Consider the following 24,027-nt stretch of genomic DNA (forward strand, 5'->3'; position numbering starts at 1 on the left):
TTCTCCTTAAATAGTTTTTAATGAATAACTCACTAGATATTATATCTAAAGTTGATGTGTTTCTAAGTTTGCGGAAATGTATCATCTCTAATTTAATTGGTTTCGTGTAATATTTTTTGATTCTAATTAATTAAAAAAATCGACTACGCAGCCGATCGAGTTGTTCAATTAACATATAACGTTTAATCATTTAAAGAATTTATCAAACTTTATTAAGTAATTTTATTTTCAACTGGCTTCGTTACGATTAATTGAAATAAAAACCCTACAAACCCGCCAACAATAGCACCCATTAATGTAGAATTAAGATCCGTTGCATGAAAAATGAAAGTTCTTATAAAAAAATAGGTAATCGAAAACAACAATGCTCTAATAATGAATTTATAAACACTTTTATTAGAAATCATAAGTCCTCCATAAAAGCTGTCATAATTTATGTCTAATTAATAATTCTATAATCTTTATCTAAGACCTTTATTAATTCACTTTGAAGTACGCTATCTTAAATGGAAATAAGTTTGTAAATGAGACTTATTGGCTTGTATTTATTTTCCCCCTATTTTTTTATGAGTTAATTGAATAAAGAACTTTTACATGTTCCTTGTCCAACACCTAATAGTTGAAGAATTGAGAGTAGTGCGATTAACAAGCCTAATAATAATGCCCCACCTTCAAGTGAAAAAATGGATAAGATTTTTATTATGTTTGACTTACCTTTTGTATTTATAAATAGAAACATTCCTCCGAGTAATACTAGAAAAATCCCCAAACCAAAACCTGTTAGATCACACTTCATAGTAATAATACCTCAATGAAAATTCGATATATTTCATAATGTTTTATCCTTTGTAATTTATTATTTTTAAAATCAAACACACTTTAAACTATTATATGTACTTCGATTCCCTCGTTAATAATTCTTACTTAATTATCCACTTCATCTGAATTGTATAAATTTGGGGGAATTTCACAATTTTTCATATAAAGTCGCATAATCGATATTAAACTAATTATGACATTTAATTTAATTAAAAAAACTGCATCTAAGCAGTTCTTGATTTTCAACATGTGGAATGGTTAGTTACTTAATGAAGTTTCTATTGTTCCTTATATCCAAGCATTTTCTTTAATATTTTTGCTTCCGATTGATCAATTTTTCGATAATCTCCCATATCAATAATCGCACCATCATCAGTAAACCATATTCGTATTTCCATCAAACGGATCCCTTGTTTTGGACTATTGATAAACAAGTGTAAATCTGATTTTCCAAGGTCTTTTTTATTAACGTTAATTTGCTTAGCAAAGGTTAGCATTTGTTGGATAAAATCAATTTTGTCTTGATTATTTACATCATTAATAACCTTACGTATTTCGATCACACCTTGTTGACCTGGTTCTTCATATCCCACTTGTATCTCCCTTGTTGGTTTGTTATAAAGTAATTTCGCGCTAATAAAACCACCACTAAAAACAATTGTGATTAATAGTAGAAACCCAACGAACTTTATAAATTTATTCAAATAAATGACCACCTCTCAGTCTCACTATATGAATACTAATTTTATAAAATTTATTTTATTTTTACTTAGATAGAATTTTAATTCAAAAAACCCCTAGTACCTCATGTTCTTAAACTATTGTATTCTCTGAACATCAATAATTTTACAAATCAATATTATTACTTATTATGACTAAAATAACCGTTCCCACAATAAAAGCACCAATATGAATTAAGATTTTGTATCTTAGCTTATTTTTCACGTTGAAATATAGCTTAAATGTGAAATATAAAATAATCAAATCAACAAGTGTCTTAATCATTGAAACAACAAGTTTATTATTAATGTGAAGGACTTGATCACTAAACCCCTTAAAAAAATAATTATTTGCTATACCAATAATAGAAAAAACGACTAGATAAATAAAGAATCTAAATAGATTCATATAATACAACTCTCTTTCATTAATTCCATATGAAAAAATCTACTAAACACAACAAAGCTACAAAAAAATGAAAATATGTTCTTTTGTTGTTTAAGCGAAATTCTCTTAATCCTGACATCAAGAACACTAATCCTAAGATAAGGAACATATAATGTAGCATTAATTCCGTCTCATTCATTATATAGCCGTATATAGCTAGGACTACAACGACTAAAGGAAGTAATATACCTAAAATTGTTACTAAAAGTCTCAACAATATTTTCACCACCTGTTATTACAAAACTCTTTCCTAACTAATACTTAATTATATCTCTCGTGGAAGTGATTGTAATTTGGGGGAATTTAACATTTTTTATATTAAATTTCATTTTATCTTGGGCCAACTAAACTTTCACTATATTATTTTCATTTGAAGACATTTTTCCCTTTATCCTGAATAACTTGTATCAAGTATTTACTAGGAAATAAATATTTCATTTAGCAATACAATTAGTTGAGAAAACCCTATATTCGCAACAAAAAAACCTTTGTTAACAAAGGTTTTCAAATGTATTCTATTTCAATCGTAAAAGGCGCGTTCCGACGGATAGGATTATTTGGTGATAAGTTTTGCAGATCTGAGTCTAGCATCCGTTTATAATATATTTTACGTATAAACCTTTTCAAGTGCATATTGATTTCTATTGGATCTGCATTACCCTTTTCAATTTCATCCAGCACGGTTAAAACATTGGACAGCTTTTCTGTATCTGACGCAGAATGAGTATTTGCGAGTCTAACAGTCAATTCTTCATGTTCTGCTTTTAAAAATTCTATTGTATCGGTTATTGCTTCCTTCTTACTTGCTATTTCATTAACCGTAAATACTCCACTTATGGCTAATTCTATTAACTTGTTAAATTGTTTTGTTTGTTCATCTATTTTCCCATTTAAGTGGACTAATTGTTCTTCTAAATTGGTTGTTAAATCAGTTGTATCATTATTTAGTAGGCGTTCAATTTCTAATTCAATTTCATCTCTTAACTTCCCTACTTCTTCCATTACTAACTCTTCAACATAAATCGCATTTATACCAATATTCGGGCATTTTGTGCCATCTTCCATTAAGTACTCGCACCCTTTAATGTAATAACTTGTATTTCGATTGTTTTTACAAATAACTAGCTTTCTACCACAGTTATAGCAAAAACATAAATCTTTTAATTTGGTTACACCTGTAACTGAGCTAGGTCTTTCTCTATTAATATTTGCCGTTTCTGCCCTTGCATCACGTATTCCATTAGCTTTTTCCCAATCTGCTGCAGTAACAATTTTGGGATGTGAATTTTCTACTTCTATCGTATTAACGTTAACATAAACATACTTACCATTTTGTTTAACTCGCTTACGATCATTAAACACAACCGTCCCCTTATAAGCTGGATTACGAATGATCCGTTTAATACTAGGTAAGTTAAACGCTTTACCTGTTGCACTTTTATATCCTTCTGCATTCAGTATGTCTCGTATACGATAGCTCCCTAATCCTTCATTTTGCAGTTTAAATATGTAACGAATAATTTCTGCACTTTTCTCATCTATTTCTAACCGTTTCGTATTTTTATTTCGTTTGTATCCAAATGGTACAGTACCACTAACGTGCATACCTTGTTTAACCATTGATAGTTTATTATTTTTACTGCGAGCCCCTATTAAAGAGTGTTCTTGTGAAGCAATTAAACTTCCAAAACGGTACATTAATACGTCAGATTGACTATTCGCCAAGTCGTAAATTCGTTCTCTAGTAATGATCGGCTTATTATAATCTACACATGTCTGCAAAACTTTTTCACTAATTAGTCCATTACGGCTTAAACGGCTTAATTCTACGACCAATATACCATCGTATAACTCGATTTCGTTTAACATGCGTTGTAGTTGGGGGCGTTCACTTAACTCGGATTTACCACCGCTTAATACTTCTTGGTATAGTTCGAATTCCCATCCACATTCCTTAGCAAATTCCGTTAGAATGGTTCTATGGTTAAATAATGTGTCCGCATTTTCACCTTTCTTTTCTTGGGATATTCTTAAGTAAATAGCAACATGATTTATACTGTTATTTATTTTACTTTTTTCTACGATACTCAATAATAATCCCCCCTAGTTATTATTACTGTTAAAATCGTACAAAAATTAATATAAAAATAAAAAATATTGGATTAAATTGTTCTGCATTATAAAAATGCAGTAGGTACTGCATAACCAGAAGTATGACCTCTCAAACCTTCAATGATCTCTAATCCTTTAGCTACTGGTGCTCTAAAATGACCAATTCCTTCTGATAAATCACATTGATAAATATAATATGGTCTGACTCTGATTTTTACTAAATCATGCATTAACTTTTTCATAATTGGTACACTGTCATTAATTCCAGTTAAGATAACAGACTGGTTTCCTACTGGAACTCCAGCATTTGCAAGCATTTCACATGCTTTTTTAGCTTCTTCGGTAACTTCAATACTTGTATTAAAATGCGTGTTTAACCATACTGGATGGTATTTTTTTAAAATTTCGCAAAGGTTTTCTGTAATCCGTTGAGGAAAAACTACAGGTGCTCTTGTGCCAATTCTAATAATTTCTACATGATCAATTGCTCTTAAATTTTTTAAAATATATTCTAAAATATTGTCATTAATTAATAATCCATCTCCACCAGATATAAGTACGTCTCTAATTTCTTCTGTATCACGAATATAGGCAATTGCTTCGTCTAATTGTTTTTTTGGTACGCCCATTCCAATTTGGCCTGAAAAACGACGTCTTGTACAGTAACGACAATACATTGAACATTGATTTGTCACTAAAAAAAGTACTCTGTCTGGGTATCGATGTGTTAAACCTGATACTGGACTATCGTCATCTTCTCCGAGCGGGTCTTCTGAATCATATTTTGTTTTATTTAGTTCTTTACTAATTGGTACAGATTGCATTCGAATTGGACACCGTGGATCAGTAGGATTCATTAATGAAGCATAATATGGAGTGATATTTAAAGGAATGGTTTTTGTGGATATTCTAACTCCTTCTTCTTCATCCTTTGTTAAATCAATCACTTGCTTCAGATCATCCAATGTTCTTACAGTATTCGTTAATTGCCATAGCCAATCGTTCCATTGTTCATCGGTAACGTCTTTCCATAATGGAATATCCTTCCAATGTCTTTGCGGTTTATAAAGCTGATTTTTCATTTATGGTCCTCCTTGTTTAATAGGACAAATTGAATAAACTAATTTAAGTAGAATTTCTAGTTATATACCTACTTCTTTATATGCAATTTATAAAAAGATGGTGAAAAAACTACTAATCGAATTCATAGTTAGAAATGAAATAAACCGACTAACTTGTTGTTAGTCGGTTTAAGTGGCTGACGCTCAATAGTTTTTAGCAATTTACAAATGAAGCACCGATGATAATTAATAAAATAAACAATACAACGATTAGCGCAAATCCTCCGCCGCCGCATCCAAAGCCACAACCGCCACCGCCGTAGTAAGGTGAATAACCTTTCATGTATATTGCCTCCTTCAAATACATATTAGAAATCACAATAAAGTATATGTAAGGTTCACAATCCTTGTTACATGGGCATTCGTCTATATTTTAGGTAAGATCTAATCAATTATCATTTATACTCAATGAATGACTACTAAAATGACATTAAAAAATATAAAAGTCCATTCGTAAAAAGAAAAAGTCTCGAGAAAATAATTTCCCAAGACTTTTTCTACTCTCAATTAGTTTGCGAATTAATAACAAAAAAGACCTACGTCGATCGAAATTTTACTGTACAAATAGTCATGAGAATTCTTTATTCTCAAATCAGTTATGTATTATCAAAATATTTGATGGGAAATATAAACTAAAGTACATACAAATAAACTTACTTATTTACATAGAAGGAGTAATAGATAATGTTGAAACTTTTTCGAATATGCCTCCTTTCGATCCTTGTTTTTTGTCTAGTCGGTTGTCAAATTAAACCTTCAAATGAGGGTCGAAATGAAGCAAATCATAAAAATAGGCAAGAAATGAGCTTTAAAAATAAGTTGTTAAAAAACTCTTTATTTTTCCTTGTCATAGGTGTTGATTCTCGTGGTGAAAAAAATTCTAGATCAGATAGTATCGCAGTTGTTCAATATAATGTTGAGGACCGTACTTTAAAGGTAGCTTCAATTTTAAGGGATTCGTATGTCAAAATTAAGGGTTATAAGTATGGATATGGAAAAATAAATCAAGCCTATTATTTAGGTGGTGAAAAACTACTAAAGGATACAATCTATCGTAATCTTGGCATTCCAATTGACCATACAGTCATCATCGATTTTAAAGGTTTTGTTGGCATCGTAGATACGCTAGTTCCAGAAGGAATAACGGTAGATGTTAGTCAATCTTTAATTGATGATATGAAATTGAAAATGAAACTTGGAAAAAACAACTTACATGGTGAGCAGCTTTTAAAATACGTGCGCTTTAGACATGATCAAAACAACGATTTTGGAAGGGTCCAACGTCAACAGGAAGTACTATTAAAAGTAGTAAGTGCTGTTAAAGAAAAGTTAAATACATTCGGTGGTATTGCTAGAGTTCCGCTTTTACTAGACGAAACAACAAAATATGTCTCCACCGATCTAAAGCTAGACGACATACTTTCACTAGCCTCTATTGCATTTACCCAACCAATTGAAAAAATTGATCGCTTAAGTATTCCAGTAGATACTGGCTATACGAATGAAACTGTAGAACATTCGGGGGCAGTACTAAAGTTAGACTTGACTAAGAACAGGCAATCAATAAAACAATTTTTTAAAGCTCCTTCACCAGTCATTAAAAGTAAAAATAGTAATGGGCAAAAAAAATTAAAAAATAAATGAAAAATTAAACTACAAATTTACATGTAAAATAGCAAATCAAAAAGGTAGGGGGATCCCTACCTTTTTATTCTCTGTACCCTCTACCGATTACTTTTTGTTTTTCACCATCTAAATACACTGTTATATCTCCTAATAAATCGCTATTTTTTACTTCGAATGTTACTGCATACACTTCTTTTCCATCGTATTTCATATCGATTAGGTGTGCGATATCTTTTGTCACAACTTTCCTTTCCACTACACCATCTGGTTTGTCATTCAATAATTCAGTTCTGTCACCAGCATCAAGGCTATCATATGCGATTTTTGTAATTGATAAGGAGTGCTCTTCTTTTACTGTTTTTTTTGTATTGTTGATACAACCAGCTAAAATAAATACTAATAATGTAATGCTTACTACTATTAAATTTAGTTTTTTCAATTTCATCTCCTTTATTGTGACTTGTTATTAACTATTCTTTTTACAATTATTAAAAAACTGTTAATATTTTTTAATTACCAAAATCGCATATAACAACAATGAATATTGTGGCCGCTTGTTAAAACACGAGATTTAGGTTTAGAATTTTTGATAAAAAAGGCAACTAATTTTTATGCTAATTAGTTGCCATTTCTTTTGGTGTTTTATTGTTTTCTTCCCGCGCAGAGACTTCTTTTTTGTTTATTTTTATGGTTTTGAATCGTTTTTTTAGTTCTTAAAGTCTAATTCATTGGTTTGTCTTGATATTTCTCTGAATCACTCATTTTTATTCTTAAATGAAGGTCTTATTTGCAGTTTACACGAATATATTTGCAGTTTTAGCTTTTTTATTTGCAGTTGTACGAATATATTTGCAGTTTTAACCTTTTTATTTGCACTTTCACAAAATTTAATTGCACTTTTCACCTTTTTATATGCATTTCAACGTAATCAATTACTGATTAAAAGAAATCACTTTATAAGTTTCAGATGAATATTCCAATAATGTAATACTAGCGTTCTTTATTTCTAATTCAATATTAAATTCCTCTGAAAATTTTTTTACGATATTGCGTATTGTATTTCCATGAGTGACGATTAAAACATTTTCATCGTTTTTATTGTTTTCTATAATGAGTTCATCAAGGCCTTTTTCTATACGATTCCATAGCTCACTATAGTTTTCGGCATGATGGTATGGATCAGATTCTTTAAAAAAATTTGTTATATCTTCAAGTGTTCGATTTCGCATTAGTTCCCTAAATGAAGAATAACCATTATCTGTTGCAACTTTACCTAAAGCTACAGCTGAAAATTCTCCTTCAAAACTACCAAAAAAAGATTCTCGAAAGGCTTTTGTTTTTCTGATGACAGGTATTTCGTAATTGTTTTGTTGTAAAATTAATTCGGCCGTTTCAACCGTTCTGCCTGAATCACTTGTATAAACTCGATCGAATTGAATATCGGATAATCTTTTACCACAATCAATCGCAACAATTTTTCCTTCTTCTGTTAATGGACTATCGGCCCATCCTTGCATTCTTTTATAGCGATTTAAATAAGTTTCACCATGTCGAATTAAATATAAATGAATTTTATTTGTCATAGAATCACCTACTATATGAATTTTTAAATCTTAAAAGAAATTTTCATTTAGTTACTTCAAGTTCACTTTGTTCTTTATTAGCCAAAAATTCACCCAAATAAATGCCACTAGCCGCTGCTTGAGATAACGAATGTGTAACGCCTGAAGCATCACCAATGACAAATAATCCGTCTAAACTAGTTTGAAAGTTTAAATCTGTTTCAATAATAGGAGAATAAAACTTTCCATCGATCCCATAAAGTAGAGTATCTTTATCAATCGTTTCTCCTATAAATTCTTCTAATTGATTTAAAAATCCTTGTAAAATAGTTAAATAAAATAAAGGTACTTCTTTCGTTAAATCACCGCAGTCTGCACTTAATGTAGGTTTGATACTGTTTTCTTCCATTTTTACTTCAGTAGTTGGTTCTCCACCTAGTAGATCACCTAATCGCTGTACTACGATTCTATCTGAATCATTATTAATATTGCCTATGATTTTACTAGCATAAAGATTTGCTTCTTTTAAAGAAGGAAAATAGTTAGGAGTGAACAATGTAAAATTTAAATTAGTTGTTCGGGTCTCTTTTTCTTTAAAATTTTGTCCATCAGGCATGACTAAACCTTCCTGAAACTTTCGAACGATTCTACCTTTTGGATTCATGCAATATGTAGTTGAAATAACATCATCATATTCAAACGCTAGTTTTGTTTCAAAAGTATCTTCCAAAATTGAACGCAATTGTTGTTCTTTCATTTCAACTCTAATTCCTAAATCTAGACGAGTTTTCCCTTGCTTAACATCGAGATTTGTACATTGCTCTTTTAACCAATCTGTTCCAGATCTACCAGTAGCAAAAACAACATTTTTAGATTCAAATTTACCTAGATTCGTATGTATAGTGAATGTATTCATTTCTTTTCTCAGATTTTGAATATCAACTTCGAAACGAATATCAACTTTACTTGCTAAAATAGTATACAAACGTTGAAATATTTCTGTTGAAAGCTGTGTTCCAAGATGTCTTACTTCTGTAGTTAACATTTGCAAATTACAATCTTGCGCTTTCTTTGCTAGCTTTTCATTTACAGTCGAATATTTTTGCAGCGAGTCAGCACCGAAAAGGCATAATAATTCATCAACTTCATCCATTAATTGTATTAACTTTTCTTTTCCTACTTTTTGGGCCAATTCTCCACCAAAATCACAGGAATAATTAAATTTACCTTCTGATTTACCAAGTCCTGCAAAGCCATAAAATTTACCGCATACTTCACAATTACAAGTTTCTCCTCGGTCGAGTCCACATGTTCTTTCCTCTAATGATTTTCCTTTTTCAAGTATTAATACCTTTTGATTTGTTTGTACTAATGTATATGCTAAAAAAATACTACTTACACCTGATCCGATTATTGTAATATCATACATATCAACTTACACCTTCTTAACTTGTTCACTTAATCTAGTATAATTGTACAATAATTATTTTAGAATAAGTGAATTTTGTATAAAACTAAAATAAAAAAAACACGCTTTTATAGCGTGTTACAAGATTTACTATCTAATATAATGAGCGTCTTTAAGAATTTTTATTTCGATCCTTTTCTTTAAATTCTAAAATGGCGATGACAAACATTCCAAAGCTAATCATTAATGATAAAACTTCAAAAGTAACCATTTTAACGCCTCCTTAATTTAAGCCTTCCCGGAAGCAGGTTTGTCCTATACATGCTAATACACAATATTTTTAACAGTTCAAATTGTGTATTTCTTACCACTTTAGATTAACTTTGTTATGAAAATTTTATTTTAGTTCCGATTGGATTGATAAACACTCAATTTTCTGTTAGCTTTTGAAAACTTCTTTTAAATAGCGAAAGTAATAACAAGAATAAAGGAATTATGGTTTGAACAAAAAGAGCATAAAATGGGAATGCTGCGGTTTCATAATGGCTAATTTCAACTGTACTAGGCAATGACCAAAAGCAAAATTCAACAATTAGAATCCCAACTGGTAATACGATTGGACGGTAATCAGATAGATTCAATAACTGAGCAACGACTAGTACCGATGCGTAATAAAATATAGATATTTTAACGAATGTTCCTAAAATCCATACTGCCATAAAGATTGCCTCTAAATGTTCAAAAAAATTGGCAATACTAATATATCGGGCTACATTCATTAAAGGATAGACTTTGTAGGGTGTTGTTGTTCCAAGAACTGCATAGGCTGACATATTCACGATAACTAAAGTAATCATTACTGCAAATACAGTCCAAGAAATTGATTTTGGCCCTTTTTTAGAATCCTTTAAAAATGGAAGGAGAAAGATGATTAAAAAAAATTCTGTAAACCAACCTTGTAGTATGATTGACCCTTTAAATGAAGGCATGAATCCATCTTCCATTATAGGCAATAAATTGTTGAAGTTAAAATCTGGAAGTAGTAAGAGTAAAAGTAAAATAAGGGTAATTATAAAAATCGGCACAAATAAATCTGCCACTCTTCCTAGTAATTCAATACCTCCTCGAATCGCAAATGAACAGACTAATATCATAGATCCCGTAATAACAACTACTGGCGTATGAGGTAGAAAGGAGTCGACCACAAATTCTCCATAACTTCTAGTAATTAAACCTGTAGTAGGAATGTAAAATATCAAAAATAGTAATCCAACTATTTTCCCAAAGAAGCGACCTACTATTTGCTGGCTAAATTGAATCACTGTTTGATTCGGGTATAGTTTATTTAATTGAATTGCTATGAAAACAGTTAAAAATCCTATTAAACACGCCCAAATCGGGGACAGCCATAGATCTTGTTTAGCGTATTGAGCAGTGAAACTAGGAAGCATGAGAATAGCTGTAGCAATTATGGTTGGATACAGCATGAATGCCATTTGAAGCGATGATATTTTCCCTTTCTCCATTGTCTACCTCCTTTTTGGAATAATTCTATAACCGAAGTTAAGATTATTTTTTTCATAGCTCTACTAAACAACCGCTCTCAAATAATCTTGTTCCTTTAAGAATTGTAAAATTGATCAGTCATTACATATATTTTTCAAATGGTTTAAAAAGAGCTTCAACCCATGTAATTGGTCCAGCCATTTGCTGTAGATTAAACAAAGAAAAAATCCATGCTAATAAAAGGATCAAAACAAAGCCAATCTGATCTTCTTTAGAAGCTAATTTCATTTTTTTCCATTCAAAAAAGAAAATTAGAGCTACAATTACTGTTGTACAAATAAAAGAACCCCACTTCATTTATTCCGAACCTCTTTCTCAGGTATTGCTCCTGGTTTGTTAATATATCCTTGTCTTCGAATGTTTGCATCGACGTCAATTTTTACTTCTACAGTAGGAAATTTCTCATCCCAGTGATTTTCGACTTTTTTCCATTGTTTCGGATAGGTTCTGTGAAACTCATCTGCGAAACCGATAATATCAGTTTTAAGATTTTGTTGAACTTCCTTAAGAGATTGTTCTATGCCATCTTTAATCTTTTCTTGAAATACTTTTTCTAGTTTCTTTTTAAGTAGTTCATTTGAATAATCTAGGTCTGTTCCATTTTGGACAATAGCTCCATTTGCCTTAACTTTCACAAGCATTTTCCATTTATCATGCTGAATTTCTGGTACAAGCTTTGTACGAAGCAAAACGGGATACAATGACACATTACCTTTCCTGTCAACAGATTTTAATGTTACAGTAAATTCTTTCTGTTCATTTCTTAATAATAGAACTCCTCTTGTTGTTCGTTCCGAAATCTGTCCAATCATTTTATCCTTTTTAAAAACAGCCGTACCGATAATGGCTGGTAGTCGATTGGATTGATCTGAGTCCTCATTCTTTGGTGCTGACTGTATTTCTAGTAATGGAATAGCAGCTGCATTTGCTTGACTTGTTAACGTGGCTTCAAAGGACTGCAAATTGACTTGCATTGAAAATCGAAAATCGGATAGCCCCATAATTGTTTCTGCTGAATATCGTTCTATGGGAGTAGACAACTCGAGTATTTTCTTTGGATCAATTTTACTCACGAATAAATAGGCTCTTTCCCTTGGTTGAGGATGACGAAGTAAAAAATCCATTTGCTCTTTTACCCCTTTTTTAGCTAACTCTTCGCTAAAAATGTATACCTCACACTGCCCCCAAAATATTTTACGCGGTAATTTCGTTTGCAGTTTTGAGATTGCATCGGCAATATTTTTTCCTTTTTGAGATCTAACAATAGTTAATGAACTTTGTTGACCTACTCCAGCTTGTCCATTACCAGAACTTAAATTTTTCGGAATAATTACTTGAGTTGAAAGTTCAATCGTTTTATCATCTATTCGATCTATGGCTACTGCAGTGACAATGGCTAAATCATTTATTTCCAATCGATCCCAGCAACCACTTAACAATAAAATCGATCCACATAAGGATAACAAATAGAGAACACGTTTCATTAATTGATTCTCCTTTCGTCTTTCCTTTAAATTTTTTACTAAAGGCCATTTCATTTATGATTTTTTGGTGATTGCCCGTCGGATTGACGATTTAAATTAGTCTTTCCTGTGAGATGAGGCCGTTTATCCATCATCCAAAATGGTGCTCTCCATAAGACATCCTTTAGTTCTTCAGTTTTAAGCGGAGCAAGGGGAGATAAATATGGAACACCAAATGATCGTAAGCTACATAAATGGATGACGATCAGGATTATACCTAACATGATTCCAACTAACCCCAATGAACCTGCAAGCAAAATCATCGGGAATCTGAGCAAACGGATCGCAATCCCTGCAATATAACGAGGCAACATGAATGAGGCAATTCCAGTAATCGCCACTACAATTACCATTGGTGACGAAACCAAACCTGCCTGAACAGCTGCCTGACCAATTACTAAAGCACCTACAATACTTACAGCCGCTCCTATTTGCTTAGGTAATCGAACTCCTGCTTCTCGCAGTGCTTCAAATGAAACTTCCATAATCAATACTTCTACAATTGATGGAAAAGGAATTGGTTCTCGAGAAGCTGCCATACTTAGTAACAAATTAGTTGGTACCATTTCTTGATGAAAAGTCATAATCGCAACATAAAATGATGGAAGCAAAAGTGAAATACCAAGAAATAAATAGCGTAACCATCGAATCGCTGAACTAACGATAAATCGTTGATAGTAATCTTCATGTGATTGAATCAATGAAAAAAATGAAATGGGAGCAATTAAGCAAAATGGCGTTCCTTCAACTAAAATGCCTACCCTTCCCTCAAGTAAATTAGAGCAAACTACGTCTGGACGTTCAGTAGACAAAATCTGCGGAAAAGGCGAAAAAGCATTATCTTCAATCAATTCCTCAATGTATTCACTTTCCAAAATTCCATCTACTTCAATACCTGTTAATCGGCTAACGATTTCATCGATTAGCGTTTGATCTGCAATTCCTTCTATGTAGGTAATAACAATTGTTGTATTCGTATAGCGCCCAATTTTCAGCGATAGCATTTTAAGTGAAGGACTTTTAATAATTCTACGTAATTGAGATTTACTAATTTCGATCGACTCATTAAATCCCTCTCGCGGTCCTTTAATGCCAACTTCAGCTGTTGGTTCCTCTATAGAGCGTTTTTCCCACTTTGCAAGCCCTAAAGAAAACCCAGCTTTTACACCTTCTGATAAAAGAATTGGATTGCCAGATGAAATTGAATCGATACATTGTTGAAATGAAATGACCTTATTCACTTTAGAAACTGGAATTTTATCCTCAATTACATCATTTATTGATTGTTTTGTGGTTGATACTTTTTCCATTAGTGGCACTAAAACAAAATTTTCAATTCCTTCTTTATCTGTTAGGCCTTCAATATAAATAATCGTTGCCCTAGTATTTCCGAATAGTAAAAATGAACGAAAAATTACGTCTGAGCAATTATCAAAAATTAATTCGAATGCTTCGATATTTTGACCATAATTGTCATATAGGGGATCTTGTCGAACATTTATTTCCTCATTCTTTCTTGACTTAAACGTTCTTAGCAATTTATGTTTATTTCGAATCAAATAAGCCCCCCCTTTTGCAGCATTGTCTTTTCTATAATTTTCTATTTTTAACTTCTATATACGGAAATTATTGGCAATTTTAATTATACTTTTGCTAGCGATTGACCCGATACGAAAAAAGCGAACTAAGAAAAGGGTCATTACGCTTTATAAACCTAAATTCTTGCGTATTTTTTTCATAAGTTGGAACAATATCATCGACAGGAGGAATCAATATGGATCATTACGAAGCATTTTTAAGTAGTAAAAATTGGATTGATAATGATTTAGATGCGAGATTTATTAATTTAAACCATCCATATGCAATCTTAATTTCTGGAGAAGAAGGACAAATTACTTTAAGGGGTAATAATGGTACTGATAACGGACAAAATGGTGAAGAAATTTTTTCCTTTACTTCTTTAAAAGAGCTGCAGGAATGGTTTGAAGATAATATTGGAGAATGAATACTACATCCTTAAGAAGCAAAACGATTTTTACTTATTTAAAATGAAAAATCCCACTCATGCCAAAATTAAATTATTGGCTGAGTTTTTTTACTTTATAGAAATGTTAAAAATACTTAATACAAAAAGGATATTGAATATTATGTAACGAATAATGTCATTGGAGGTGTTTGATATGAGTAGTAAGCTGAATGAATTAAATCAGAATAAAGAAGATTTGTTTTTAGAGGTAATAAGTGAAATGAAAGGCATACAAATTGAATTGTTAGAAGAGATTCATCGATTAAATAATGAGGTTAATTTCCTTCTATCCGTTGTCATGCCAACAATTCATAAAGAAAGTCTAAATAATGATCAATTAGCCATGTTTGGCGAAATCGTATTAAATAAAAGAACTTAAGTTGTCGTCAAAAACGTTTAATCCAAACCCTACCTTTTAGATAGGGTATTTACCTGACTAGCTAGATTATTAACTTATCGAGTTGTTTTCAATGTGAAATTTTAAATCTTTAACTTAAAATTTCATTACCATTTTAATATTAATAAAACTAAATTTTAGTGATTCAGTTTTTTAGAAAATACCTTTCCGTTATTTAATTGACACCAGTCTAGATCTGTCGTATCACTATATTTCCCGTTAAATTCATTTATCGAAAGAAATACTTCAATCGTACCTTTTTCAAGTTCTAAAAGAAGGGTATATGGAGTTAATCCGTACACGTTTGAAACTGCAATCAATTCACCTATATGGATTTTTTCTGAAAAATCTATCTTATCACTCAACACAATCTCTCCTTATGCATTGTAATACATACTCTTCACATTTAGTTCGTCTTTATCATTCGTTCTTTATATAAAAATTTCTTCATTATAGATTTTGTTGATTTGAATAGAATTAACCCTAAAAAAATCAAAATGACTCAAGAATTGCTTGAGTCATTTTCAATCTGTTCAAATATATCTCAGCTTTTTATGATTTTAGTGACTAACCCAAGTAAAGAAATCCTATCCTTTGTCCATTTTGTGAACTAATTAACAATATGACTTATACCCTTTTGAACTAGATTTTTTAAAAAATCCCCCTGTATACCTTCAAAATAAAGAACTCTATAAATAATTTATTTACTTTTTCATATTTTCACTTTAATAAAAAAACCAAACTTGTGATATATATCACAAAGTATTGTTCGTTAAATTGTTATTCTTTTTCTAGTTAGAAAAAAAATGATGGAGGCTTTTTTATGAATCAACCATTTAATGAATTTGATAAAATTAGCAAGATTGTTACCGAATTTCCAAAGGCTAGTGACCTTTTTAAATCATATCGAATTGATTTTTGCTGTGGTGGTAATAGACCACTAATTGAAGCGATTAAAGAAAAAAATTTGAACGTTGAAGAAGTTTTAACAAAATTAAATACACTTTATCATGAATCGAAACAAATAAACGAAGCAGATATTGATTATAATAAAGCTTCAAATAAAGAATTAATTGCTCATATTGTTAACAAACATCATCACTTTTTAAACGAAGAATTACCACTTTTAAGCCCTTATGTAACGAAAGTAATGCGAGTTCACGGTCAATCTCATCCTCATTTAGTACGCTTACACAAATTATTTTTTGACTTAAAAACAGAACTGGAACAACATACTTGGAAAGAAGAAGCAGTAGACTTTAAGCTAATATTAGAGCATGAACAAAATCCAACTGCTGAAAATCGTAATAAACTAAATAAAATCGTTGAAGAATTAGAAAGTGACCATAACTCTGCTGGTAATATCTTAAAGGAATTACGTGAAATTACGAATGACTTTACTCCTCCAGTTGAAGCTTGTGGAACTTATCGTCTTGTCTATCAAAGACTTGAGGCTCTTGAGGCTGATACGTTCCAACATATCCATTTAGAAAATAATATCTTATTTAATCGAGTAATCGAAAGAGATTAATCAAATATTACGAGTTTAAAAATTTGTGAAAACTTATAAAGGCCTATGAAATTTAACTTCATATGCCTTTTTTTCTTATTATTAATAAAGTTTATTGTCGAGTTTGTCTATATTTATGATAAAAAAACCTTCAGAATCCATGCTAATTACTTCTTTTTTTCTTAATTGATTGATTGTTCGATTAACCGTTTCTCTTGATGTACCAATCATATTTGCAAGCTCACGATTGGTAAAATGGGTTGTTATTTTAAATTGATTATTATTTAATGGTATTCCATTTGACTTACTTAGTCGTCGTAATAACATGATGATTTTATCAAATGAATTATGTAGTGTTTGTTCAACTAACCTCGCTTGTAAATCAACAATCTTTTCGCTAAGAAACTTAAATAATTTAATGCATAATTCAGGATGTTTAATTAGAATTAGCTCAAAATCTGCAATTGGTAGAACTATTAATTTGGCAGCTTTAATAACTTCAGCATGAGCAGGAAAAGTACCTTTAAGAAATAAACCAACATGAGGAAACATTTCACCAGCTTGTGGAATCGAAACAATTTGCTCTTTCCCTGACAGATCATTTATATGTATTTTTATTTTACCGGAATGGATAAAAAATACTCTGTCTAGACTTTCTCCTTGCATAAAGACAAATGATTTAGCAATATATTCTCTTGTATATGAAATGTCCACAATAGATTGAAGCTCATCATCTGTAAGGCCTTTAAAGAGTGGAACATTTCTTAAATGGTTAAAAATCACTTCTGACATGCATTCTTCTCCTCAATCCATTTTAACCTGATTGTATATCGAATGTTTCTCATTTACTATTGTATAAGAATTTCATCAATTCTATTTAAAAATTCAAATTTAATTTTAGGTAATGTGACCTTCAAACTGTTTAAACTTCAAAAAGACCCCAATTCTCGGAGTCTCATTTAGTACAGTATTCTATTTTACTCATTTACCAAAACAGGAATAAATTTAAATTCATTTACATTAAATAAACCTTTAGTCGTAATTTTTATACTAGGTATAACTGGCAATGCAAGGAAAGATAAAGTTAAGAAAGCATTAAATGTATTGTTAGGTCTGATTTTTAACATTGAATTCTCAATTTGATGTAAACCTGCTTCTACTTCTTCTGCAGACTGATTACTCATTAATCCTCCAATTGGCAATGATAATTTAACGATTACTTTTCCCGAAGATACGACGACAATTCCACCGTTCATTTCTTCAATTGTCTTAATCGCTACATACATATCCTCATCATTCATGCCGGCAACTATTAATTGGTGAGAATCATGAGCAACGGTCGTTGCGATCGCTCCATCAATTAAATTTAGGCCTTTAACAATTCCTAAACCAAGTTCTTTTTCTGAATGATAGCGATCGATTACTGCTATTTTACATAAATTTTCTTTTGCACTTGGCTTGAATGAATTATTTTCAATCGTGATTTTATCAATTATATGATTTGTAACGATACTATTCGGATTAATTTCAATAATGTTAGCGAACGTTTGTGAGTCTGTTTTCAACTCAAAATCTTCAATCTTTATATCACCTAAGCTTAATTTAGATTCAATCAATTTTGACTCTTCATTTTTAATAAAATTGATATTTTGTCTATTTCTTACGATAAATTCATTTTTACACCATACATCAGTAATTTCTACTAATTCTAAATCACTTAAAAATACAAAGTTTGCTTCATATCCAGGAGCTATTGCACCTTTTTGTTTTAAACCATAGCAAGTAGCTGGATTTAAAGTCGCCATTGAATAGGCAGTTACTGGATGAATCCCATATTCGATTGCTGTTCGAATACAAAAATCAATCGAACCCTCTTTCATGATATCGTCTAAATGTTTATCATCAGTACAATACATAATACGCCCAGCATTTCTTTCATTTACTGCAGGTAACAAATCCTTTAGATTTCTTGCAGCGGAACCTTCTCTAAATGCAACATACATCCCTACTCTAAGTCTTTCAAGTACTTCTTGAACATTTGTACATTCATGATCTGTTGAAATACCAGCATAGGAATATGCGTTAATTTCATTTTTAGTTAGTCCTGCTAAATGGCCATCTATAGGCTTTTGATACTTATGTGCTAAATTTAATTTATCCATCATCTGTTTTTCCATCGCCATAACAGAAGGATAATCCATTACTTCTGCTAAACCTAACACTCTTGGATGACTCATAAATGGCTCTAAATGCTCTGCATAAAGTACCGCTCCCCCTCGCTCTAACGAAGTTGCAGGAACACAAGACGGTAGCATCACCCGAACATCTAATGGAATATTTTCCGAAGCATCTAACATCATTTTAATCCCATTAACCCCAGCAACATTTGCAATCTCATGCGGATCTGTTATGACAGTCGTAACTCCATGTGGTAGGACTGTTTTTGCATATTCACTAGGTAAAACCATAGAGGACTCGATATGAACATGCGAATCAATGAAGCCTGGTGAAATATATTTACCATCTGCATCTATTACTACATTCGCTTCATACTCACCGATTCCAACAATGATCCCATTAGTTACAGCAATTGAATCCTCTATTATTTCTTTCGTAAATACATTAATTATTTTTCCATTTTTTATTAAAAAGTCAGCTTTTTCAGCCTTTGTGGATGTTTTCATTTCATGTAAGTTCATTTGCTTATTCCTCCTAAAAATAGGAGAGATTATGTTATGTCATATCTCTCGTAGTCAAACTATGCGGCAGTTTGGTAGAAACTCTTGGACCGTTTATTTCCAAAATTATACGAGCGTATTAAGAATCACTTTAAAATAAAAGTGACTGAACTTAATTAGCTTATATTTAGTTGTAAAAAACTATATTAAAAGTATTCTATTAAATTTTGAGTCTAATATGCAATAACTATTTTAAGAGTTTTAAATATAAAATAATTCTCAATTTTCTTTCTAATGAATTATATTATAAATGGGAATAAAGGTTGGTGTTCATAGAAGGAATGGAGTTTGAAAAAGGGGGAAAAAAAAGGTGTTTATGTTCCAAGTTAATAATAAACAATTTGTCTCGTTTCAACGAATAAAACTAAATTTAAAGAAAATACAGTATATGATTTAGTATCAGTAGGGTGTGTTAAAGAGGAAACAAGATTTGACGTTAATAAATTATTTTAGGATTATTATAAAAGGTGTTGAAAAACAGGATTGTCAAATTAGACAATCCTATTTATTTTTGCAGTTTTTTAGTCGAGGAAGTTATTTAACTCATACATCCATTAGTTGACTTTTTCTATATAATTATATTAATAACATTTTCTTAAGTGCATTGTAAATTCCATGCTCATCGCAACTATCTGTGACTAAATTGGCTTTTTCTTTTACTTCTGTTTCGGCATTTCCCATTGCAACCCCAACTCCTGAGTGTTCCATCAGTTCAATGTCGTTCATTCCATCTCCGAAAAAGATGATATCCTCCTGCTTAAATCCATTTTCTTCTGCGATTTTTAAAATGGTTTTTGCTTTTGATCCTTCTTTCGGAATGACATCAGAGCCAAATTTATGCCAACTAACATATCTGAATTCATTGATTTCATATTTTGGAAGATCTTCAGGCTTGCAAAAAAGCATCGCTTGAATAATTGAATTTTTTTCCCAATACAGATCATCAAACTCCGGAATGGTCAATCCTAGACTATCGTAGGCATTCGTTAACGAATCTCCTGGTAGCTCGAAATGTCTTTTTAATCCGCTCGCTGTTTGGAATACAATCTGATCATTGTTTTCCGTTGCAATTTTAATTAATTGCATAATAGATTGCTTTGTAAAGTTTTCCTCATGCGCCAACTCATGTCGGACATATCCAATTGATCCATTACATAAAACATAAGTATCAATTTCAAGCTCATCAACGATTGCTATTGCTGAAGTATAGTCCCTTCCTGTCGCAATCCCGATCTCATGTCCTTTTTCTTTAAGAGAAATTAATGCTTCTTTTGTACTATCTAAAAACTTCATTTCTGTCGTGAGTAACGTTCCATCAATGTCAAAAACTATAAATTTTTTACTCATTTTCTTTCCCCACTTTAAACTAATTTTTTATCTATGTTATAAATATTCTCTTTGTTAATACCACCAAAAATGTGATTTAAACAGAATCTCTTTCCACAATGCGATACGGTATTTTTACTTTTTCTGTAGACTTATTTATTACTAAGTCACAAGCCTGTGCACCAACTTTCATTAATTGGTGATCCACTGTAGATATTCCCATACCGATTCCAATTGGTTGATTTTCTTGACCAATGATCGCTAAATCACTTGGGATTTTCAATTGTTGAGACTTAGCAAATAAAAACATACCACCAGCCACTTCATCGCCATTCGCATAGATTGCAGTTGGTCTTTTCGACAATTGCAGGAATTTCTTTGCTGCCATGTAACCATCTTCTAAGGAATGACAATCAGATATATGATATTTAGGTTGAAGCTCACCAAAAATCTCAGTATAAGCTTCAATCATTTGATTTGTACTATTGCTCTTTAGCCTAGCTGTTGTAAAAGCTACCTTATAATGTCCTTTATTTTTTAATAATTGAAAGGCATCTAGATAAGAAGAATAACGGTCCATATAGGAACAGCCAATTTCCTTGTGCTGTGTATATTCACAAGCTACGATTGTTCCATATTCGCTAAAAGGAATGATCGTCTCCCAATCATTTGCTCTTGAAGCAATAATGATCCCATCATACAGCTTACTTTTTAATTTTTGCAGATATTCCACTTCTTTTTCTTTACTATAATTTGAAGGAAGTACTGTAATCAAAAAATCATTTTCTAATGCTTTGTTCAAGATCCCGTTCAGGATTTGATCGAATGCCGGGTTATTGTTATATGGGAGAATCACACCGATTGTTCTTGTTTCTCCTCGAATTAAATCAATCGCATTTTTATTTGGTGTATAATTCATTTCTTCAATAACTTTAAGGACAGCTTCTCTTTTATCACTAGCAACATACTTATAATTGTTAAGCACTCTAGAAACAGTAGAGACGGATACACCTGCTAATTTTGCAATATCGTTAATATTTGCCATCACTTACCTCCCACAACAACCTCTGATGAAGAATACTACGCACTTTCTTTTAACTTCTGAAAAGCTTTTATAAAGTAAATTAGATTTCCATTGTACGCCCATCTTACCTCAATTCTTTGTTCTCCTACAATAAGGGTAGAATTTTTAATAGTGTCCATCTCTCCTTCAAACCAAAAAGACTTTTCAAAATTTATAAGTTTATTGCTTTCTATAAATAATCTTTTATTTGTTAAAAACAAGTCTCCATAGTAGATATTTTGCATCCCATCAAAAATTTCTACTAAACCTGTAATAGTAGATAGTACAAATTCGTCCTGGTGAAGATTAACTTTTCTAATCATCTTTCTTCCCCCTTTGTTGAAATTTAACTTATTTTCAATCTAAATTATGAAATGGATTTCAAGTCAAGAAAAAAAATCAAAATAATTTCTAAACCACATATATAAAGCAGACTATAGTTTAAAAGCGTATAATGATTTGTCATTTAACATAAAAAAAATAGACTGCCGAAACAGTCTACATGTTATTAAATTTCAATTCTCTAATGAATATGTATAAACAAAAGATATAGAGGCATGCTTTTATTTATTGCTAATTTGTCTTAAAACAAATGAATGTTTTCCTTCTTACATGCTTCTCGCATTTCATCAGGCCATACAGAAGATTGAACTTCACCAATATGTGCTTTACGTAAGAAATACATGCACATTCTTGATTGCCCAATACCACCACCAAGTGTTAGTGGAAGCACATCTTCTAAAATGCCTTTATGAAAATTATACTCGCGTTTGAAATCTTCACCTGTCTTTGTTAGCTGCTCATCAAGTGATTTACTATCAACACGAATACCCATTGATGATAATTCAAATGAAGATTGCAATACTGGATGCCAGAATAAGATATCACCGTTTAATTTCCAGTCGTCATAGTCAGCTGCGCGTCCATCATGTTTTTCACCAGAACGAAGTACATCGCCGATTCCAATAATAAAGACTGCTCCGTGCTCTTTTGCAATCGCATGCTCACGATCTTTTGGTGTTAACTCTGGATATTTATCTTCTAACTCCTGGGATGTAATAAATACGATTTCTTCTGGTAAATACTTCCCAAGATACGGATATTTTTCAAATAAATGATTTTCCAATTCTTTAAAGATTCCATAAATTGTCTGTACAGTTTCTTGTAAATAATCTACTGTACGCCATTCTTTTTGAATAATTTTTTCCCAATCCCATTGGTCAACGTAAATTGAATGCGTAGCATCAAGTTCCTCATCACGTCGAATCGCGTTCATGTTTGTATAGATACCTTCACCAGCTTCGTAACCATATTCATGCAGTGCAAATCGTTTCCATTTCGCTAGTGAATGAACAATTTCTAACTCTTCTCCTGAATGAAGCATATCAAATTCAATTGGGCGTTCTACACCGTTTAAGTGATCGTTTAAACCTGATTTTTTCGTTACGAATAATGGTGCAGATACACGGAACATTCCAAGACGTTTTGCTAATTGATCCTCAAAAAATGTCTTAACTTCCTTAATTGCGATTTGAGTCTCTCTTACTGTCATTAATGATTGATACATGCTTATTTCCCCCTAAAATGTTTGGATGTTATAGAAAAAAGCCAACAAAAAAAGCCCTTCTTTCCCAAAAAAACTGGGACGAAAGGCTTTGGTTCCGCGGTACCACCCAAATTAGCAACAGAGGTTGCTCACTTATTCAGTACGGAGATTAGAGATATCTCGATACTGCTCTTCTTGTAACGTCGAAGATCACGGCTAAGTCTACTTTCCTCTAAAGGATTTCGGTCAGCGACTCCAGGAGGTTCTTCATAATAGGCTTCGTATCAGGCTCACACCACCCCTGACTCGCTTTGTCTACGTCCTACTACTACTCGTCCTTTCACAGTCGTTTTGTTGTCACATCTCTGAAACATTTTATTAATAATTATTCTATACATAAATATGAAAAAGTCAATATTTTTTTAATATTTTTATTCTTTATCAAGATTTTTATTTCCATTAAAAATTGACCAAATCAAGCCATTATCGAGTTCCTTATTATTGTTTAAATCGATAA

The 24,027-nt window shown here is 31.5% G+C and carries 25 protein-coding genes, 1 pseudogene, 1 riboswitch and 1 other annotated feature; of the genes and pseudogenes, 4 read left to right on the forward strand and 22 right to left on the reverse strand.

The window, feature by feature from the left end; genetic code table 11:
• Positions 1-212: 212 nt before the first annotated feature.
• The 7 genes and pseudogenes from CN692_RS23685 to CN692_RS23720 all read right to left on the reverse strand — a co-directional run bounded on the left by CN692_RS23685 (position 213) and on the right by CN692_RS23720 (position 5,502).
• Complete coding sequence (locus CN692_RS23685; RefSeq protein ID WP_098121593.1) at positions 213-407, reverse strand: hypothetical protein; 195 nt, start codon at positions 405-407, stop codon at positions 213-215.
• A gap of 164 nt (positions 408-571) precedes the next feature.
• Complete coding sequence (locus CN692_RS23690) at positions 572-796, reverse strand: hypothetical protein (protein WP_098121594.1); 225 nt, start codon at positions 794-796, stop codon at positions 572-574.
• A 301-nt stretch (positions 797-1,097) separates the two neighbouring features.
• Complete coding sequence (locus CN692_RS23695; protein WP_098121595.1) at positions 1,098-1,523, reverse strand: hypothetical protein; 426 nt, start codon at positions 1,521-1,523, stop codon at positions 1,098-1,100.
• 443 nt (positions 1,524-1,966) lie between these two features.
• Positions 1,967-2,125, reverse strand: coding sequence for a DUF3953 domain-containing protein (locus CN692_RS27290; protein ID WP_373604999.1), 159 nt, complete (start codon positions 2,123-2,125; stop codon positions 1,967-1,969).
• 365 nt (positions 2,126-2,490) lie between these two features.
• Positions 2,491-4,077: a recombinase family protein gene (locus CN692_RS23710; protein WP_257144112.1), complete on the reverse strand. Its 1,587-nt coding sequence runs from the start codon at positions 4,075-4,077 to the stop codon at positions 2,491-2,493.
• Positions 4,078-4,175: 98 nt separating this feature from the next.
• A pseudogene (locus CN692_RS23715) lies at positions 4,176-5,180 on the reverse strand (KamA family radical SAM protein); the annotation flags it as partial.
• A gap of 193 nt (positions 5,181-5,373) precedes the next feature.
• A complete protein-coding gene (locus CN692_RS23720) occupies positions 5,374-5,502 on the reverse strand; it encodes a YjcZ family sporulation protein (RefSeq protein WP_098121598.1) in 129 nt (42 codons plus the stop codon).
• 401 nt (positions 5,503-5,903) lie between these two features.
• Here CN692_RS23720 and CN692_RS23725 point away from each other — a divergent pair, with 401 nt between their 5' ends.
• Positions 5,904-6,863 carry an LCP family protein gene (locus CN692_RS23725; protein WP_098121599.1) on the forward strand — a complete coding sequence of 320 codons (960 nt, stop codon included), beginning with the start codon at positions 5,904-5,906 and terminating at the stop codon, positions 6,861-6,863.
• 64 nt (positions 6,864-6,927) lie between these two features.
• Here the strand turns inward: CN692_RS23725 and CN692_RS23730 are convergent, their stop codons facing one another.
• The 8 genes from CN692_RS23730 to CN692_RS23760 form a co-directional block, all read right to left on the reverse strand.
• Positions 6,928-7,284 carry a hypothetical protein gene (locus CN692_RS23730; protein WP_098121600.1) on the reverse strand — a complete coding sequence of 119 codons (357 nt, stop codon included), beginning with the start codon at positions 7,282-7,284 and terminating at the stop codon, positions 6,928-6,930.
• A 493-nt stretch (positions 7,285-7,777) separates the two neighbouring features.
• Positions 7,778-8,428 carry a histidine phosphatase family protein gene (locus tag CN692_RS23735; RefSeq protein WP_098121601.1) on the reverse strand — a complete coding sequence of 217 codons (651 nt, stop codon included), beginning with the start codon at positions 8,426-8,428 and terminating at the stop codon, positions 7,778-7,780.
• A 43-nt stretch (positions 8,429-8,471) separates the two neighbouring features.
• Positions 8,472-9,836: an NAD(P)/FAD-dependent oxidoreductase gene (locus tag CN692_RS23740; RefSeq protein WP_098121602.1), complete on the reverse strand. Its 1,365-nt coding sequence runs from the start codon at positions 9,834-9,836 to the stop codon at positions 8,472-8,474.
• A gap of 151 nt (positions 9,837-9,987) precedes the next feature.
• A complete protein-coding gene (locus CN692_RS26930) occupies positions 9,988-10,086 on the reverse strand; it encodes a putative holin-like toxin (protein WP_257144113.1) in 99 nt (32 codons plus the stop codon).
• A gap of 157 nt (positions 10,087-10,243) precedes the next feature.
• Positions 10,244-11,341, reverse strand: a complete 1,098-nt coding sequence (locus tag CN692_RS23745; RefSeq protein WP_098121603.1) for a GerAB/ArcD/ProY family transporter — start codon at positions 11,339-11,341, stop codon at positions 10,244-10,246.
• Between the two features lie 121 nt (positions 11,342-11,462).
• Complete coding sequence (locus CN692_RS23750) at positions 11,463-11,678, reverse strand: hypothetical protein (RefSeq protein WP_098121604.1); 216 nt, start codon at positions 11,676-11,678, stop codon at positions 11,463-11,465.
• Entirely contained in the window at positions 11,675-12,865 is a 1,191-nt protein-coding gene (locus CN692_RS23755; RefSeq protein ID WP_179874540.1) for a Ger(x)C family spore germination protein, read from the reverse strand. Before CN692_RS23755 ends, CN692_RS23750 begins: the two co-directional genes overlap by 4 nt.
• Before the next feature lie 50 nt (positions 12,866-12,915).
• Positions 12,916-14,463, reverse strand: a complete 1,548-nt coding sequence (locus CN692_RS23760; protein ID WP_098121606.1) for a spore germination protein — start codon at positions 14,461-14,463, stop codon at positions 12,916-12,918.
• 215 nt (positions 14,464-14,678) lie between these two features.
• Between CN692_RS23760 and CN692_RS23765 the strand changes: the two genes are divergently transcribed.
• Both CN692_RS23765 and CN692_RS23770 read left to right on the forward strand, forming a co-directional pair.
• Positions 14,679-14,909 carry a hypothetical protein gene (locus CN692_RS23765; protein ID WP_098121607.1) on the forward strand — a complete coding sequence of 77 codons (231 nt, stop codon included), beginning with the start codon at positions 14,679-14,681 and terminating at the stop codon, positions 14,907-14,909.
• Positions 14,910-15,084: 175 nt separating this feature from the next.
• Positions 15,085-15,309 carry a hypothetical protein gene (locus CN692_RS23770; RefSeq protein ID WP_098121608.1) on the forward strand — a complete coding sequence of 75 codons (225 nt, stop codon included), beginning with the start codon at positions 15,085-15,087 and terminating at the stop codon, positions 15,307-15,309.
• A gap of 155 nt (positions 15,310-15,464) precedes the next feature.
• On the opposite strand, the gene CN692_RS23775 is transcribed toward CN692_RS23770, so the two are convergent.
• Positions 15,465-15,692 carry a hypothetical protein gene (locus tag CN692_RS23775; protein ID WP_257144114.1) on the reverse strand — a complete coding sequence of 76 codons (228 nt, stop codon included), beginning with the start codon at positions 15,690-15,692 and terminating at the stop codon, positions 15,465-15,467.
• Positions 15,693-16,150: 458 nt separating this feature from the next.
• On the opposite strand from CN692_RS23775, the gene ric reads away from it, so the two are divergent.
• On the forward strand, positions 16,151-16,858 hold the full coding sequence (gene ric, locus CN692_RS23780) for an iron-sulfur cluster repair di-iron protein (RefSeq protein ID WP_098121609.1): 708 nt from the start codon (positions 16,151-16,153) through the stop codon (positions 16,856-16,858).
• Between the two features lie 81 nt (positions 16,859-16,939).
• On the opposite strand, the gene CN692_RS23785 is transcribed toward ric, so the two are convergent.
• From CN692_RS23785 to asnA, 6 genes are all read right to left on the reverse strand, one after another.
• On the reverse strand, positions 16,940-17,629 hold the full coding sequence (locus CN692_RS23785; RefSeq protein WP_098121610.1) for a Crp/Fnr family transcriptional regulator: 690 nt from the start codon (positions 17,627-17,629) through the stop codon (positions 16,940-16,942).
• Between the two features lie 185 nt (positions 17,630-17,814).
• On the reverse strand, positions 17,815-19,536 hold the full coding sequence (gene ade, locus CN692_RS23790; RefSeq protein ID WP_098121611.1) for an adenine deaminase: 1,722 nt from the start codon (positions 19,534-19,536) through the stop codon (positions 17,815-17,817).
• Between the two features lie 31 nt (positions 19,537-19,567).
• Positions 19,568-19,669: riboswitch (purine riboswitch) on the reverse strand.
• Between the two features lie 482 nt (positions 19,670-20,151).
• Complete coding sequence (locus tag CN692_RS23795) at positions 20,152-20,922, reverse strand: Cof-type HAD-IIB family hydrolase (protein ID WP_098121612.1); 771 nt, start codon at positions 20,920-20,922, stop codon at positions 20,152-20,154.
• Between the two features lie 76 nt (positions 20,923-20,998).
• A complete protein-coding gene (locus CN692_RS23800) occupies positions 20,999-21,946 on the reverse strand; it encodes a LacI family DNA-binding transcriptional regulator (protein WP_098121613.1) in 948 nt (315 codons plus the stop codon).
• Positions 21,947-21,981: 35 nt separating this feature from the next.
• Complete coding sequence (locus CN692_RS23805) at positions 21,982-22,287, reverse strand: hypothetical protein (RefSeq protein ID WP_098121614.1); 306 nt, start codon at positions 22,285-22,287, stop codon at positions 21,982-21,984.
• Positions 22,288-22,547: 260 nt separating this feature from the next.
• Entirely contained in the window at positions 22,548-23,531 is a 984-nt protein-coding gene (gene asnA / locus CN692_RS23810) for an aspartate--ammonia ligase (RefSeq protein ID WP_098121615.1), read from the reverse strand.
• Positions 23,532-23,602: 71 nt separating this feature from the next.
• Positions 23,603-23,863 (reverse strand) — a binding site (T-box leader).
• Positions 23,864-24,027 lie beyond the last annotated feature (164 nt).

The sequence above is a fragment of the Bacillus sp. AFS002410 genome, from assembly GCF_002556365.1.
Classification (GTDB): Bacteria; Bacillota; Bacilli; order Bacillales; family Bacillaceae_G; genus Gottfriedia.

Coding starts and splice junctions, on each gene's coding strand:
- CN692_RS23740 (WP_098121602.1), bottom strand. CDS start 9,836: ATGTATGATATTACAATAATCGGATCAGGTGTAAGTAGTATTTTTTTA.
- CN692_RS27290 (WP_373604999.1), bottom strand. CDS start 2,125: ATGAATGAGACGGAATTAATGCTACATTATATGTTCCTTATCTTAGGA.
- CN692_RS23785 (WP_098121610.1), bottom strand. CDS start 17,629: ATGTCAGAAGTGATTTTTAACCATTTAAGAAATGTTCCACTCTTTAAA.
- ric (WP_098121609.1), top strand. CDS start 16,151: ATGAATCAACCATTTAATGAATTTGATAAAATTAGCAAGATTGTTACC.
- CN692_RS23720 (WP_098121598.1), bottom strand. CDS start 5,502: ATGAAAGGTTATTCACCTTACTACGGCGGTGGCGGTTGTGGCTTTGGA.
- CN692_RS23765 (WP_098121607.1), top strand. CDS start 14,679: ATGGATCATTACGAAGCATTTTTAAGTAGTAAAAATTGGATTGATAAT.
- CN692_RS26930 (WP_257144113.1), bottom strand. CDS start 10,086: ATGGTTACTTTTGAAGTTTTATCATTAATGATTAGCTTTGGAATGTTT.
- CN692_RS23735 (WP_098121601.1), bottom strand. CDS start 8,428: ATGACAAATAAAATTCATTTATATTTAATTCGACATGGTGAAACTTAT.
- CN692_RS23755 (WP_179874540.1), bottom strand. CDS start 12,865: ATGAAACGTGTTCTCTATTTGTTATCCTTATGTGGATCGATTTTATTG.
- CN692_RS23690 (WP_098121594.1), bottom strand. CDS start 796: ATGAAGTGTGATCTAACAGGTTTTGGTTTGGGGATTTTTCTAGTATTA.
- ade (WP_098121611.1), bottom strand. CDS start 19,536: ATGAACTTACATGAAATGAAAACATCCACAAAGGCTGAAAAAGCTGAC.
- CN692_RS23770 (WP_098121608.1), top strand. CDS start 15,085: ATGAGTAGTAAGCTGAATGAATTAAATCAGAATAAAGAAGATTTGTTT.
- CN692_RS23795 (WP_098121612.1), bottom strand. CDS start 20,922: ATGAGTAAAAAATTTATAGTTTTTGACATTGATGGAACGTTACTCACG.
- CN692_RS23725 (WP_098121599.1), top strand. CDS start 5,904: ATGTTGAAACTTTTTCGAATATGCCTCCTTTCGATCCTTGTTTTTTGT.
- CN692_RS23745 (WP_098121603.1), bottom strand. CDS start 11,341: ATGGAGAAAGGGAAAATATCATCGCTTCAAATGGCATTCATGCTGTAT.
- CN692_RS23685 (WP_098121593.1), bottom strand. CDS start 407: ATGATTTCTAATAAAAGTGTTTATAAATTCATTATTAGAGCATTGTTG.
- asnA (WP_098121615.1), bottom strand. CDS start 23,531: ATGTATCAATCATTAATGACAGTAAGAGAGACTCAAATCGCAATTAAG.
- CN692_RS23805 (WP_098121614.1), bottom strand. CDS start 22,287: ATGATTAGAAAAGTTAATCTTCACCAGGACGAATTTGTACTATCTACT.
- CN692_RS23800 (WP_098121613.1), bottom strand. CDS start 21,946: ATGGCAAATATTAACGATATTGCAAAATTAGCAGGTGTATCCGTCTCT.
- CN692_RS23750 (WP_098121604.1), bottom strand. CDS start 11,678: ATGAAGTGGGGTTCTTTTATTTGTACAACAGTAATTGTAGCTCTAATT.